The organism is Arcicella gelida (assembly GCF_034931025.1).
GTDB lineage: Bacteria > Bacteroidota > Bacteroidia > Cytophagales > Spirosomataceae > Arcicella > Arcicella gelida.
On the sequence record NZ_JAYGIL010000010.1, the window covers coordinates 91,438 to 106,497 of the forward strand.

Annotated in this window: 11 protein-coding genes; 10 read left to right on the forward strand and 1 reads right to left on the reverse strand. The window is 34.4% G+C overall.

All coding sequences use genetic code 11. From position 1 onward, the window contains the following. The first annotated feature begins 53 nt into the window (after positions 1–53). The 4 genes from VB776_RS10090 to VB776_RS10105 all read left to right on the forward strand — a co-directional run bounded on the left by VB776_RS10090 (position 54) and on the right by VB776_RS10105 (position 6,110). Positions 54–485 (forward strand): MarR family winged helix-turn-helix transcriptional regulator, encoded by a 432-nt coding sequence (locus VB776_RS10090; RefSeq protein ID WP_323328603.1) that lies wholly within the window; start codon positions 54–56, stop codon positions 483–485. 69 nt (positions 486–554) lie between these two features. Then, complete coding sequence (locus VB776_RS10095) at positions 555–1,886, forward strand: TolC family protein (RefSeq protein WP_323328605.1); 1,332 nt, start codon at positions 555–557, stop codon at positions 1,884–1,886. Between the two features lie 11 nt (positions 1,887–1,897). Then, entirely contained in the window at positions 1,898–2,947 is a 1,050-nt protein-coding gene (locus VB776_RS10100) for an efflux RND transporter periplasmic adaptor subunit (RefSeq protein ID WP_323328607.1), read from the forward strand. 61 nt (positions 2,948–3,008) lie between these two features. Beyond that, positions 3,009–6,110, forward strand: coding sequence for an efflux RND transporter permease subunit (locus VB776_RS10105; RefSeq protein WP_323328609.1), 3,102 nt, complete (start codon positions 3,009–3,011; stop codon positions 6,108–6,110). A gap of 167 nt (positions 6,111–6,277) precedes the next feature. Here the strand turns inward: VB776_RS10105 and VB776_RS10110 are convergent, their stop codons facing one another. Continuing rightward, a complete protein-coding gene (locus VB776_RS10110) occupies positions 6,278–6,601 on the reverse strand; it encodes a winged helix-turn-helix transcriptional regulator (protein WP_323328611.1) in 324 nt (107 codons plus the stop codon). Positions 6,602–6,974: 373 nt separating this feature from the next. Here VB776_RS10110 and VB776_RS10115 point away from each other — a divergent pair, with 373 nt between their 5' ends. From VB776_RS10115 to VB776_RS10140, 6 genes are all read left to right on the forward strand, one after another. Further along, complete coding sequence (locus VB776_RS10115) at positions 6,975–7,892, forward strand: DsbA family protein (protein WP_323328613.1); 918 nt, start codon at positions 6,975–6,977, stop codon at positions 7,890–7,892. 233 nt (positions 7,893–8,125) lie between these two features. Further along, positions 8,126–11,782, forward strand: coding sequence for a family 78 glycoside hydrolase catalytic domain (locus VB776_RS10120; RefSeq protein WP_323328615.1), 3,657 nt, complete (start codon positions 8,126–8,128; stop codon positions 11,780–11,782). Between the two features lie 156 nt (positions 11,783–11,938). Beyond that, a complete protein-coding gene (locus tag VB776_RS10125) occupies positions 11,939–12,292 on the forward strand; it encodes a hypothetical protein (protein WP_323328617.1) in 354 nt (117 codons plus the stop codon). 127 nt (positions 12,293–12,419) lie between these two features. Beyond that, a complete protein-coding gene (locus tag VB776_RS10130; RefSeq protein WP_323328619.1) occupies positions 12,420–12,956 on the forward strand; it encodes a DUF2975 domain-containing protein in 537 nt (178 codons plus the stop codon). Positions 12,957–12,959: 3 nt separating this feature from the next. Further along, a complete protein-coding gene (locus VB776_RS10135; protein ID WP_323328621.1) occupies positions 12,960–13,181 on the forward strand; it encodes a helix-turn-helix domain-containing protein in 222 nt (73 codons plus the stop codon). Positions 13,182–13,686: 505 nt separating this feature from the next. Further along, positions 13,687–14,988 (forward strand): glycoside hydrolase, encoded by a 1,302-nt coding sequence (locus VB776_RS10140; RefSeq protein ID WP_323328623.1) that lies wholly within the window; start codon positions 13,687–13,689, stop codon positions 14,986–14,988. Positions 14,989–15,060 lie beyond the last annotated feature (72 nt).

Sequence of the window (15,060 nt, forward strand, 5' to 3'; positions counted from 1 at the left end):
GTTGTAACTTTGAATCGTTGATAATGTCAACTATGTTAAAAATCAACGATATTATGGAAATTACAAAGACTTCATTTCAATTCTTATTCGCCAATACAATAAGAGCACTCTTCAAACAATCGGCTAAAGAGTTTGAAAATCAAGGCATTAAGATAACTCCCGAACAAAATTATTTGCTCAGGATTTTAACTTCACAAGAAGAGTCGATACAGTCGGATTTAGCAGAAATCATGCAAAAAGATAAATCTGCCATTATGCGTCACATCGATCAGCTTGAAAAAATGGGTTATGTTGTCAGAGTAAATGATGCTGTTGACCGTCGTAAAAAACATATTGTCATCACAGAACTAGGTACAGATGTACTCAACAAATGCGAAGAAGTTATCAGTCGTCTTAGTGAAAGAAATATGCAAGATATTTCAGAAAATGAACTAGAAATATTCAAAAAAGTACTTATTAAATTAAAAGAGAACGCTGAAAAGTAGTTTTTTTGCTCAAATAGTTGATAAAATCAACTATCACTAAAGTCAATAATATTTTTATCAACTATCATTATGAAAAAGAATAAGATTTTCTTTTATCTGATATTATTCGTTTTGGGCTATGATGTTCATGCACAAAAGAATATATCCTTAAAAGAGTGTGTAGATTTTGCGTTAAAAAACCATGTGAGCAACAGCGTTTATGATAACGAAATTGCCATTGCCAAGCAAAAATCAACAGAAGCATTAGCAGGTTATTTACCACAAGTAAGTGCCAATGTTACTTTTGACGATAACCTTAAACGTCAGGTTTCTATCATTCCAGCAGGAGCATTTAGTCCGACAGAAATCAAGTTGCAATTTGGTACGCAATATAATACCACAGGTACAGCTCAATTAGACCAAGTATTATATGACAAATCGATGTTGGTAGGCATTAAAGCCGCCGAACCTAATAATCAATTGTCGATTTTGAAAAAAGAGCAAAACCAAGACAATATCATTTACAATACGGTCAGTGCTTATTTTCAAGTATTAGTTTATTTAGAACAAGAAAAAATCACGCTGGAAAATGAGAAAAAATACCGTGAATTATTGGACATTCTAAAATTGCGATTAGAAAAAGGAGTTATCAAAAAAACAGATTACGACCGTACTAAATCAAGCTTGAATAATATCGTTTCGCAGAAATCTATTTTAGAAATGAATAAGCAAGTGGCATTAAACAAGCTAAAACATGCCATGGGGATGTCGTTGGATGAAGAAATTAATGTGATAGAGTTTTCAAATTATGAATCTTTGGCATTGGTTGAAAAAGACAATGATTTTCAAGTAGGTAATTTGTTAGATTACAGAATTCAAAACAACAATGCTCTTTTACAAGAATTTGACGTAAAACGTAAACAAGCCGCTTTTTTGCCAACGGTTTCAATGTATGCACGTTACGGAGCGACCAGTTTGAATAATGAATTTGTAAAATCATTCTCTAATTGGTTCGATTTTTCAACGGTTGGCTTGAAAGTAAGTGTGCCAATTTTCAGTGGTTATCGCAAATTAAGTCAGTTGAAGCAAGCCGAAATTAGTTTATTGAATGCGAAAGCAAACATGCAAATTAGTGCTAATAATTTGCAATTATCTTTCAAAAATTCAAATGCACAATTGCAGAAATCACAATCAGATTTAGTTATCAATCGTGAAAATCTTTATTTCGCTAAACAGGTTTTTGAAAGTAGCGACTTGGAGTATCAAAAGGGAGTTTCAACGCTTTCTGATTTGCTCAATTCAGATTATTCATATAAAGAAGCACAAAGTAATTATATCACTTCTTTGATTAACGTAATGAGTTCAAGACTTGAATACGAAAAATCTAAAGGAAATTTAAAAAGCTATATCAATCAATTCTAATCTTCAGACACATGAAAAAGTCTTTCATCATAACATTATCATTACTTGTTTTGGCAGGAGCAATCGGATTCACGCTTGCTAAAAATAAGAAAAAAATTGAAGCGAATAAAGTCGTGGTTGACCGCACGATTATTCCTGTAGCGGTTTCAACCACTAAAGTAGATTTCCAGCCATTTGATGGAAAAGTAAGTTTACCAGCCAATTTAGAATTGAGCAACGAAGCAACGATTGCGATTGGCGTTCAAGGTAAAATCGAAAAACTTTCGGTTGAAGTTGGTTCAAGAGTTTCAAAAGGACAAGTAATTGGACAATTAGATTCAAAATTGAAAATTATCAATTTGAAAGCTAATGAATTAACGCTTAATAAATTAGAAAAAGAGTATCAACGCAATAACGATTTGTTCAAAGGAAATGCAGGAACGGAATTGAGCGTAATTAATTCTAAATACGATGTTGAAAATACTCGCATTCAAATCGAACAAGTAAAACAACAAATTGCGGATGGAAATATTATCGCACCGATTAGCGGAATTGTTACTTCACGAAAATTGATGGCTGGTGAATATGTAAGTCCGGGAACAGTTATCGCAACGATTGTTGACGATGTCCATTTGAAAGCCGTTGTGTTTGTGAATGAAAAAGATGTGTATCAATTAAAATTAGGACAATCCGCTACGATTTCTTCGGATGTTTTTCCTAATAAGAGCTTTGTTGGAACGGTGAAATTCATTTCGCCAAAAGGTGACGAAAACCATAATTACAGAGTAGAATTACAATTGAATACCAATCAGTTAAGAGCAGGTACTTATGTAATGGTTGGTTTTGATTTAGGTCGTAAAGCAAGTGTTTTGCAAATTCCGAAATTGGCTTTGGTAGAAGGAACGAAAAATCCTTATGTCTATGTGGTTGAAAACAATGTTGCTACGATTCAGAAAATTACTGTTGGACGTGAAATTGGAGAAAATATTGAAGTGATTTCTGGCTTACAAGCAGGACAAGAAGTAGTAACCAGCGGACAAATCAATTTGACTAGCGGAAGTAAAATTAGCAAAACTAAATAGTTAAACCTGCGAGGTTTTCAAAATCCTACAGGTCTAATTTTAAAAAAATACGACTAACAATATGTCAATTACCGAAATATCTATAAAACGACCATTACTGATTACAGTAATTTTCGTAACGCTTATTTTGTTTGGTTTTGTGAGTTATAAACAATTGAATTATAACTTATTACCAAAATTTGAGGCGAATATTATCATGGTTCAGACGACCTACCGTGGTGCGTCTTCCGATGAAATTCAGAACGTTGTAACCAAACCGATTGAAGAAGCCGTTTCGGCAATTGAAGGTATTGATAAAATTTCTTCTACTTCTTCAGAAGGACTTTCGTTAGTAACTGTACAATTAAAATCTGGGATTAATACACTTGATGCACAAAGAGATGCTGAAAGAAAAATTAATCAAATCAAATCTACTTTGCCAGACGATGCCGACGACCCAGTGGTAAACCGATTCAATACAGACGAAATTCCTGTATTAAGAATCAGTGCTTCGGCAAAAATGTCTGAACCTGAATTGTATGATTTAATCGACCAAAAAATCAAACCAATTTTATCAAACGTCGCTGGCGTTGGTACAGTACGTTTAATTGGTGGAAACGAGCGTGAAATTCAAGTAAACTTAGATAATGATAAGTTACAAGCTTACAATATTTCTTCGGCACAAGTAAATCAAATGATTTCGAACAGTAATAGTTCGTATCCTGCCGGAAGTATTTTGAGTAACAGCAGTCGTACTTCTATCCGTTTGGATGCCAAATTGGTAAAAGTAGAAGAATTAAGAAACTTGATTATTCGTCAAAATGCTGATGGAAGTAGAGTCTTATTAAAAGACCTTTCGGTTATTACAGACGGACAAACGGAAACAAAAACCTTGAACCGAAACAATGGTCAAGCAGGAATTGGTATTGAAATCGTAAAACAAGCCGATGCCAATGCGGTAAATGTGAGTAAATCGGTCAAGGAAAAATTGCAAGAGATTAAAACGAGTTATGCTTCTAAAAGCTTCTCTTATGATATTGCTGCCGACCAATCCATTTATACTTTGGCCTCTGCCGATGCCGTAATGCACGATTTATTCTTGGCGATTATCATCGTTGGAGCAGTAATGTTGTTCTTTTTACATAGTTTCAGAAGTTCATTGTTTGTATTAGTTGCCATTCCATCAGCAATGATTCCGACTTTTATATTGATGTATATATTTGGCTTTTCGCTCAATTTAATGACATTGATGGGACTTTCTTTAGTCGTAGGTATTTTGGTGGATGATAGTATCGTGGTTTTAGAAAACATCTATCGTTATCTTGAAATGGGTAAAAGTAGAGTAGAATCAGCGATTGAAGGACGAAAAGAAATTGGCTTTACAGCGATTGCCATTACTTTGGTGGACGTTGTGGTATTTTTACCTTTATCGATGAGTGGCGGTTTAATTGGAAATATCTTACGTGAATTTTCATTGGTAGTTGTTTTCTCTACTTTGATGAGTTTGTTCGTATCATTTACTTTAACGCCATTATTAGCGTCAAGATGGGGAAAGGTTGAAATATTGAGTGAATCAAGCCTTTGGGGAAAAATCAACTTAGCTTTTGAAAGATTTTTAGATGCTGTAAAAGACGAGTATGGAAAACTACTTACTTGGTCTTTAAACCATAAAAGATGGGTATTGATTAGCATTTTTGTAATGTTTGTGGGTTCAATTGCCTTGTTAGCAACAGGTTTTGTGGGTTCATCTTTTGCAGGTTCTGGCGACCGTGGCGAATTTGCCATTCAGCTTGAAATGGCACCGCAAACGCCTTTGGCACAAACCAATTTGGTCACCAAGCAAGTTGAACAATTATTATTGCAGAAACCAGAAGTATCAAAAGTTTTTGCAAACGTTGGAACACAAACGGGTGCGGCTGGTACTGGAAGTTCCAATTCAAATATTTCTGAAATATCGGTTACTTTGGTTGAAAAAGAACAAAGAACCGTTTCGACAGACGCTTTTAGTGCAGCGATAAGAGATGAGATAACGAAAATTGCGGGTGTAAAAGTAGTAATTCGTCCTGTGAGTCTTACGGGCGGTAGCGAAGCTCCGATACAAATTGCGATTAAAGGAGTAGATATGACTGTTATTCAGGATATTGCGAATCAAATTAAAGCGATTGTTCGTAAAACGCCAGGAACTGATTATGTAGAATTTAGTACAAAAAGTTTAAAAACAGAAATTGCGATTGAACTAGATCGTGATAAAATTGCCAATGCTGGTTTGACAGTTCCAGAAGTAGGAGGAGCGATTCAATTAGCATTCAGAGGAAATGACCAATCGAAGTTTAAACAAGCAGGGGAGGAGTATCCAATTAATATTTCCTTAGAAAAATCTGATAAACGTTCTATCGAAAATGTTCGAGAATTAACGCTTCGTAATAGTCGTAACACGATTGTAAAATTGAAAGATGTTGCTACGGTGTCAGAAGTAGTTGGTCAGGCAGTATTAGAACGTTCCGACCGTATGAATTCTATCAAAGTAACGGCTTCGGCAGTTGGTCGCCCAACGGGAACAATTGTAGCAGATTTACAGAAACAAATTGCTAAAATTAAAGTACCAGAAGGCGTAGTGATTGATTATCAAGGAGAAGCGCAACGCCAAAAAGATGCTTTTGGTAGTTTGGGAACAGCCATGTTATTAGGAATTTTGTTGGTATATTTAATCATGGTTGCTCTTTACGAAAGTGTAGTTTATCCATTTGTCGTACTCTTTTCTATTCCAGTGGCATTAATTGGAGCATTATTAGCCTTGGCTTTAACAATGGAATCTTTAACGATTTTCGCCATTGTAGGTTTGATTATGTTATTAGGTTTGGTGGCAAAAAATGGTATTTTGATTGTCGATTTCACCAATCACTTAAAAGAACAAGGCTTATCGGTAAAAGAAGCTCTGATAGAAGCAGGGAAAGAGCGTTTACGTCCGATTTTAATGACAACCATTGCTATGATTACGGGTATGTTGCCGATTGCCTTGGCTTCAGGTTCTGGAGCAGAAGTGAAAAATGGCATGGCTTGGGTAATTATCGGAGGCTTAACAAGTTCGATGTTCTTGACATTATTGCTAGTACCTTGTATGTATTACATTATTGAAGGAATGAAGAATAGAATATTGAAATTTTCTAATCGAAATAAAGCGTAGGTAATTACAAAATAAACATAAAGCCCAACCAGATTTAAAACTTGGTTGGGCTTTATGTTTTAATTGAGTTTTTATATCAAAAAATCATTTTTGAATGTTCTTTTCCAAAAGTATTGAACCCTAAAAAGTTCTTTGGATGTCAGTGTTCTTCAATTTATTGTACTCCTTTAGTTCAAACCCTGTTCATGTGACAAGAACTCTAACTGGCGAAATATAGGAATAAGTGATTTGCCTTTTTCAGACAAATTATATTCTATATGCAATGGTTTTTGCTTGATAATTACTTTTTCTAATAATTCTTGTTCTTCCAATTCTCTTAAAGCTACCGAAATAGATTGTTTGTTAGAACCTTCAATTTGTCGTAATAATAAATTAAAACGAATAGGACCTTCTTGGGCTATGCGAAAAATTTGAGGCTTCCATTTCCCAGAAAGTGTTTTTAAAAGATGTTCTGCTGGGCATCCATCAGTATTTGCTGTCTTAAATTCCATAAATTTTAATGTGCTGATATTCAGATATAGTAAGGCGGCTTTCTGAAAAATGTTCAATTGTATATTAACTCTTTCTTATTTGAGAAAGTTCAAAAAGATACTAATAGAGCAATTTACTTGATTTATTCTTTTGTTCAAGCTGATTTTAACTTCAAAGATTATTTTTTACAAAAAAAATGAAAACAAGGCATTATTTAATAGTCATGTTTTTCTGACTAATTGACACCCATCAAAAATATGCAGAGTTTTGTATCAGAAATATAAATGACTATTAAATCAAACCTACACGGTATTATTCTAAATGAAATATACCTTAATACTAAGCTTGATGTTATTGCCGATACTGGCTACAGCTCAGGTGAAATCAAAAAATATGAATAACTCAACAAATAATCCTCTTTTGTGTGACCTAGAAACTGGCATTTGCGAAATAGCTGATTCGGATGTCAACGAAAATTCAACAACTTTAAAAGAAGAAGTCTCTAAAAAGATAAAAATTATTTATTATACCGATCCTATTTGTTCCTCATGTTGGGGAATAGAGCCACAATTAAGAAAACTAAAGCTTGAATACGGTAAAAATATTGAAGTAGAGTACAGAATGGGAGGTTTGTTACCCGACTGGTCGTATAATCGTGGGGGAATTAGTAAGCCATCAGATGTAGCGCATCATTGGGATGAAGTAAGTGCATATTATGATATGCCCATTGATGGAGATGTTTGGTTCGAAGACCCGCTAAATTCTTCTTACCCGCCTTCTATTGCTTTTAAAGCAGCAGAATTACAGAGTAAAGAAAAAGCATTGTTGTTTCTTCGTGAAATAAGAGAAATGGTTTTTCTGCAAAAAAAGAACATTGCTAAATGGGAGAATATATCGTTTGCGGCACAAAAAGTGGGTTTAGATGTTCATCGCCTGCAAGAAGATTATGATGGTAAAGCCAAAACACTTTTTTCAGAAGATTTACAGTTAGGTCGTAAGTTAGGAGTGAGGGGTTTTCCGACGATGTATTTTGTAGATAGCGAAGGAAAATACGAAACTATTTATGGAAGTAAGCCTTTTGGCATTTACGAGCAAACGTTAAAAAAGCTTCAGCCCAAAGCTGAGAAAAATCAAATCAATAAAAATTGGAATAATTTATTTGCACAATATCAAACACTTACCTCGAGAGAATTTGCAGAACTGTCGGGAATGCCTAGAAAAGAAACAGATACTTACCTTCAAAAACTTGTAGAAAATGGAGAATTGACTCAAATTGCAAGTAAGAATGGTTTTCTGTGGAAGAAAAAGTAGCAATCCGACAAAATGCAAGCCTATTTTTGAGCATCATTTTAGCAATAGAATGATGCTCACTATGTTTATTTCCCTTTTCTCTCTGCTAAATCAGCCAATTCTTTCTTCTTAGAAACAGCACCATACTTCTCCATCGCCAAGCATTGCCACTTAACAGGTGATTACATAAAGGTTAGTTTATAAAATATCTATATATTGTAATATCTATTAAACAATCTTAATAAATATTAAATATGATGCTTAAACAAAAAGCTTATTGGCTTATCTTTTTCTTCTTTACTTTATTCTTTGGAAACGCATTTGCGAATACTTCTATCGGGAATTTAACGGTTGATTATCAATCAAATCCTTTAGGAATTGATATTTCAAACCCTCATTTTGCTTGGCAAATGCAGGTTTCGGAAGTCAAAAAAGGACAATCTCCTAAAAGAGGATACTTTCAAAAGGCTTATCAAATCATCGTTTCAGATGCCCAAAACCAAATCGTTTGGGATTCTAAAAAAGTAAATTCCGACCTTTCACACGGTATCGAATACGCAGGCTCTCCATTAAAAGCTACTACTCGCTACACTTGGAAAGTAAACGTTTGGGATAATTTCAACCAAATGAGTAGCAATGCTGCTTGGTTTGAAACGGGTTTGATGAATCCAAATCCAGATTTATCGGCTTGGTCTGGTGCAAAATGGATTGGCGGTGGTGACGAAGACTTGGTTTTGTATGCACATTATCTTTCTGTCTATAAATTTCAATATGCAGTTCAGCTTGATAAAACTTCTAATTCAACAAAAGCGGCTTTCACTTTCGGAGGAAATGACCCTCGTTTGATGGATAAAAACTTGAATTTAATGGCAATGCAAAATAGCCTAAACCAAAGTTATATCGCTTTAGAATTAGATATTTCAAACGTTTCTGAAGCGACTGATGGATTAGCCAAATTGAATATTTACAGAGTTGGCTATGATAAAAGTGATTCTAAAGAAAAAGTTTTTAAATCTTTTGACATACCTCAAACACTTATCAATCAAGCTAATAAATACGAAAAACATAAAATTTATGCAGAATGTAATTTTGGCGTTTTTGAGTTTTTTGTGGATGGAACAAAAGCTGAAAATTTATTGAAAGATAAAAGTGCTGGTCCTAATTCGCCTTTTGGTCCAAGAGGTTTCAACTTGAATCCTGTAGGAAGTGGCAATAATTTTATCAGTTTCCCGATGTTGTCGGATATTGGTTTTCAGACGAACGACAATCAAAAAGCTTATTTTTCTGAGCTTGAAATCAAGAATTTTCGTTTCCCTTCTAATACTCTTTTTACAGAAAAATTGACGAATAGCAATTATTCTGGCATTTTTAAATCTGAAAAATTAAGCATTGAAAATGATACTTACGCTGTTTCTGGCGGAGCGTTGATTTTAGCAAACCCAAGTAAAAATGCTGCTCCGATGCTAAGAAGTACTTTTGCAACACAGGCGAAAGCGATTAAAAACGCTCGTTTGTACGTAACCGCAAGAGGGATTTATGAAATGTATTTAAACGGGAAAAGAGTAAGTAACGATTATTTTAATCCCGGATTGACCCAATACAACAAACACCATTTGTACCAAACTTACGATGTTACTTCGGCATTGAAACAGGGCGAAAAAAATGCTATCGGTGCTTGGATGAGTGAAGGTTGGTGGAGTGGAAACATTACTTACAGTGGCGAAAGTTGGAATTTCTTTGGCGACCGACAATCACTTCTGAGTAAATTAGTCATTACATATTCAGATGGGTCTGAGCAAGTTATTACTTCAAATCCTAAAGAATGGAAGTTTTTCAACGACGGGCCAGTTCGTTACGGAAGTTATTTTCAAGGCGAAGTCTATGACGCTAATAAAGAGGAGCTTATAAAAGATTGGACAACCGCCAATTATAACGATAATGCTTGGAAATCTTCGGTTGAAGTACCATTGGAAGGAACTGCTTACCAAGGAATTTTCACGGATTTTAATGGTAGAAAAACTACTTTTGATTATCAAGATTGTAAAATCGTTGGTCAAATGGGCGATAATGCCAGCATTGTAAAAACGATGATTGCCCAAAGTGTAGAAGAAGTTCGTCCGAAAGTATTTGTCTATGACATGGGGCAAAATATGGTAGGTTTTCCGCAAATCTTGGTTAAAAACGGAAAAAAAGGACAAGCAATAACGCTACGTTATGCAGAAGTAAAATATCCGAACCTTCCCGACTACAAAGGAAACGAAGGAATGGTAATGATGGAAAACATCAGAGCAGCCTTGACACAAGATATGTATATCTTAAAAGGAGGTGATGAAATCATTCAACCAAGATTTACTTTCCACGGCTATCGTTATGTAGAAATTACTGGTATAGACGAAGCCATTCCAGTATCCGATGTAAAAGGATTGGTCATCAGTTCTGTGAAAGAATTGAGTTCAATTTATGAAACTTCCAACGATTTGGTCAACAAACTTTGGAGAAATATCACTTGGTCGTTGAGAAGTAATTTCCTTTCTATACCAACTGATACGCCAGCTCGTAACGAACGCATGGGCTGGAGCGGCGATATTTCGGTATTCTCGAAAAGTGCTACTTATTTAACGAATTCTGATTTATTTTTAAGAAGACACCTTTTGGCAATGCGTGATGTACAAGCTGAAAGTGGCAGATTCACCGACGTTGCTCCGATGGGTGGCGGTTTTGGTGGTACACTTTGGGGAAGTGCTGGAATCGTGGTTGCTTGGGAAACCTATCAGCAATACGGCGATGTACAATTATTGAAAGAACATTACGATGCCATGAAACGTTATATTCAATTCTTAGAAAGTAAAGTAGATAAAAAAACTGGAATTTTGAACGAAGGTCCATTGGGCGACTGGTTAAGTCCAGAAGGAAATAAAAATGATAATACTTTATTCTGGATGGCGTATTTTGCTTATGATTTAGAAATTATGAATAAAGTAGCGACGATTCTTCAAAAAACAGAAGAAGCTACCGCTTTCAAGAAACGTTATGAGGAAATAAAGAAAATTTTCAATGAAGTATATGTCGATAAAAACACATACAAAACCGTAAAGTCAGGCGTTAAAACGGGTTTTATTCCTGCTCCAAATGAAGCGGATACTCGTGGAAAATCTGATAAAGGCACTTTAATTGATACGCAGGCATCGTATGCTATTCCTTTAGATTTGGGTGTTTTCGATGAAACAAACAAAGCTTATGCCGTTCAAAGTTTGAACGAAAGTATTCAAAGAAAAAACAAAGACGACCTTGGTGTAGAACGTCCTGAATATTCATTGATGACAGGTTTTATCGGAACGGCTTCTATTTCTGAAGCACTTTCTGAAAATGGAAATTCAGCCAATGCTTACCGACTTTTACAACAAACGAAATATCCATCTTGGTTGTATTCGGTTGTAAACGGAGCTACTTCTATTTGGGAAAGACTTAATTCTTATACCGTAGAAAACGGTTTTGGAGGCAATAATAGCATGAACTCTTTCAATCATTACTCTTTCGGAGCAGTAGCGGCTTGGATGAATAATTATTCTTTGGGCATTCAGAGAAGTCCAGAAAAAGCTGCATTCAAAGCCATTATCCTAAAACCAACACCAGACCCCGACAAAGTAATGACTTGGGCAAAAGGATATTACGATTCAGTATATGGAAAAATCAGTAGCGAATGGCGATATGAAGACAATACCTTTGTTTATAAAACTACCATTCCAGCCAATACAACGGCAACGCTATATTTACCCGCCAAAAGTGTTTTAGCTGTAAAAGAAGGTGGAAAATCACTGAGCCAAAGCAAAGGAATTAGTCAAATAACACTTGAAAACAATCAAGTAAAATTGACATTGGTTTCTGGAACTTATGAATTTGAAGTGAAGTAAGAATAAGTGTTGATGTGAAAGGTCTGGATTGTTGTATAATCCAGACCTTTTTGTTTGGATAAATAAAGTAGTAGCATAAAACTTTATTGGACTGTCTAATTTTTATCTATCTGAAAATCAGTATATTTAGTTCTGTTTTAAATATAAATCCAAAAAATGAAACCTAATAAAATCTTCAAAACCACTTTAATTTGGTTGCCTTCATTATTAGTTGCCTCTTTCTTTATCCAAAATTCATTCGAAAAAATATTCCATTCAAATGAAATATCCAAACTTAGTTTAAATAGTACTTCAATTATGTTGGTGGGTATATTTCTTTTAATATCAACCGCTTTATTTTTGATAGAAAAGACTTTAATCATCGGTACAGTCATATTGGCTTCTTATATGACATTCGTGGTTTTTGTACATATTTCTAAAGGAAAACCCTTTTTGCTGACGGTTTTAATTGTGGTAGGGATAATTTTTGCCGCCTATTTAAGAAAAGCACAATTTTTCTCTAAAGAATAATTCATACGCTCAATTTTAAAAAAGTCACCAAAGTAACAGATTGTTTGAAGCCAATTAAATAATAAATATTTATTGTTTATCAATAAATATTTATTATTATTGTGACATAATTTAAACTTTTAAAATAATGTCGAAAACAGATAACTTTGTATTTTGGAGCCTATATATTGTGGCTTGGCTCATTTTTGTAGGCTTGTCGATTGAAGCTGGAGGCTTGATCGTCAATTTTATTTTCAGTTTGTATAAACCTGAATTTGTTCAAAATCTATATCAAAAGCTCGACTTAACTCAAATGTATAATGACAGTAAATTGGCTTTCTTCGGTGTCTATAGCTTTATTCTAATCATTTCAATTTTAAAAGCTTGCCTATTTTACATAGTTATTAACCTAATGCACAAAATGGATTTGACAAAACCGTTTAATACTTTTGTAGCGAGGCAAATATCACAAATTAGTTATTATACCCTCTCAATTGGACTGTTAAGTCACATTGCCAGACAGTTGGTTGGGAATTTAACACATCATGGTTTTGTTCCAGACAACTTAAACCAATTTTGGGCTGACAGTCAAGCATTTATTTTAATGGGAGCTGTAATCTATATAATTGCGGTTATTTTTAAAAAAGGAGTAGCAATTCAAAATGAAAACGATTTAACAGTTTAAACTATGCCAATTATTGTAAACTTAGATGTAATGATGGCGAAACGAAAAATTTCGTTGAATGAACTTTCCGAAAAAGTTGAACTAACTTTATCTAACCTTTCAATCTTAAAAACTGGGAAGGCAAAAGCCATCAGATTTAGTACTTTAGAAGCCATCTGTAAATCATTAGATTGTCAACCAAGTGATATTCTGGAGTACGTAAGCGATGATAAGCTGGATGAGTGAGGTTGTTTTTAGAATGTTCTGTGAAAATAATACCATAGTCTCTGGAACATTCACACAAAAAAGAGGTCATAATTAGCTTTATGACCTCTTTTTGTGCGAATTATACAAGGCCATATTCCCCACCAAACCTAATCTACCCACAATTTTGGTTACCCCAAATTTCTAGGTAATCTGTACAATGTCCTCTCGTTTTTGTGATGATTTAACGGCTAAATTTAATTATTACCTGTATTTTAAACAAACGGTATATAGAATTGAGAATATGTGCTACGCTCTTCTTTACTTATCTACTTACTTTACAAAGTCAAAAATATCTCGAAAATAAGGAAGATTAAATTATTTATTAAAACAATCATATTCATAAATCTTAATAACTTAACACTCCCAACTTTCAATGGTTATTACCAACCACTTCAGGTGATTTAGTGTGCTGTAGGTTGACTTTGCAATAATTTCAACCTATAAACATAGTTGACAGAAATACTCTAAAACGTTAACAATTGAAATGAAACAAATCTTAAAAACAAGCTTTTACTTAACCATCTTCCTTTTTGCTAGCTTTTCTTGTAAAAAATCTGACGAAGACAAAATACCAGTGCAGGTTCAGCCTAATCCATTTAAAGTAAACATCCTTCCACTTACTACTTATCAAACTATTTCTGGTTTTGGAGGTGCAAACAGAATGTGGGGAACGCAATCTTTAAAACCAAGTGAAGCCACAAAAGCCTTTGGCTTGAATGATAACGAATTAGGACTTAGTATTTTTAGAGTAAGGATTTCGTCTAATAAAAATGAATGGCCCATTATTATTGAAGCCGTCAAAGAAGCAAATAAGTATGGAGTAAAAGTATTGGCCTGTCCGTGGTCGCCACCCGCAGCTTTGAAGAGTAATAATAGTGATGTTCGAGGATATTTATTACCAGAAAATTATAAAGCATTCAAAGACTATATCAATGAATTTATTGCCTACATGGCTCAAAATGGAGCAAAAATAGATGTAGTATCAATTCAAAATGAACCAGATTGGAAGCCAAATTATGAATCATGTGATTATACGGCTGATGATTTTATCAATTTTTTAAAAGCACCTGGACAAATTGTTGGGGCTAAACTTGCTGCACCAGAATCATTAAACTTTAATCAAAACTTGACCAATGCAGTACTTTCTGATGATGAAGCTGCACAAAAAATTGACATCGTAGCAGGACATATCTACGGAGGCGGCTTGGCAAAATTTCCTTTGGCAGAACAAAAGAAAAAGGAAATCTGGATGACAGAGTATTTACTGAATTTGAACACAGGAAACACGGGTGCAGCCGAGTGGAAAACCTATTCTGAAACAGCTAAATGGGCAGAATCTATCACAATGCTAAAAACTATTCATGATGCGATGACTAATAACTGGAATGCTTACATTTGGTGGTATTTACAACGTTATTATTCTTTTATTGGTGATGGCGAGCAAAATACAGCTAATGGCGAAGTACTCAAGCGTGGTTATGCTTTTTCTCATTTTTCAAAATTTATACGTCCTGGTTTTGTGAGAATTGGTGTTGATGTTCCTGCTAATAATTATCTAAAAATTACAGCTTATAAAAGTGGCTCACAAACGGTTGTGGTAATGATTAATCCAGAAACATTTACAATCAAAAGAGTTCAATTAAATGGTTTGTTGCCAAGTGCTGCGATTGCCTATACTACTTCAGAAACAACCTCATTAACCAAGAAAAACCTGACAATTACTGATAAAACAGTTGAAATGGATATTCCACCAAGTAGTGTTACGACCATCGTATTGACAAATTAATGACAAGTACAATGTCATTGACAATTAGTATTTGCAAATTTATCAGGACTTGAATCGACAAAACGTAGCTCA

What these genes read in the sequence shown, in the direction of transcription:
- VB776_RS10095 (WP_323328605.1), top strand. Translation starts at nt 555, where the DNA reads ATGAAAAAGAATAAGATTTTCTTTTATCTGATATTATTCGTTTTGGGC.
- VB776_RS10125 (WP_323328617.1), top strand. Translation starts at nt 11,939, where the DNA reads ATGAAACCTAATAAAATCTTCAAAACCACTTTAATTTGGTTGCCTTCA.
- VB776_RS10115 (WP_323328613.1), top strand. Translation starts at nt 6,975, where the DNA reads ATGAATAACTCAACAAATAATCCTCTTTTGTGTGACCTAGAAACTGGC.
- VB776_RS10110 (WP_323328611.1), bottom strand. Translation starts at nt 6,601, where the DNA reads ATGGAATTTAAGACAGCAAATACTGATGGATGCCCAGCAGAACATCTT.
- VB776_RS10140 (WP_323328623.1), top strand. Translation starts at nt 13,687, where the DNA reads ATGAAACAAATCTTAAAAACAAGCTTTTACTTAACCATCTTCCTTTTT.
- VB776_RS10100 (WP_323328607.1), top strand. Translation starts at nt 1,898, where the DNA reads ATGAAAAAGTCTTTCATCATAACATTATCATTACTTGTTTTGGCAGGA.
- VB776_RS10130 (WP_323328619.1), top strand. Translation starts at nt 12,420, where the DNA reads ATGTCGAAAACAGATAACTTTGTATTTTGGAGCCTATATATTGTGGCT.
- VB776_RS10135 (WP_323328621.1), top strand. Translation starts at nt 12,960, where the DNA reads ATGCCAATTATTGTAAACTTAGATGTAATGATGGCGAAACGAAAAATT.
- VB776_RS10090 (WP_323328603.1), top strand. Translation starts at nt 54, where the DNA reads ATGGAAATTACAAAGACTTCATTTCAATTCTTATTCGCCAATACAATA.
- VB776_RS10120 (WP_323328615.1), top strand. Translation starts at nt 8,126, where the DNA reads ATGATGCTTAAACAAAAAGCTTATTGGCTTATCTTTTTCTTCTTTACT.
- VB776_RS10105 (WP_323328609.1), top strand. Translation starts at nt 3,009, where the DNA reads ATGTCAATTACCGAAATATCTATAAAACGACCATTACTGATTACAGTA.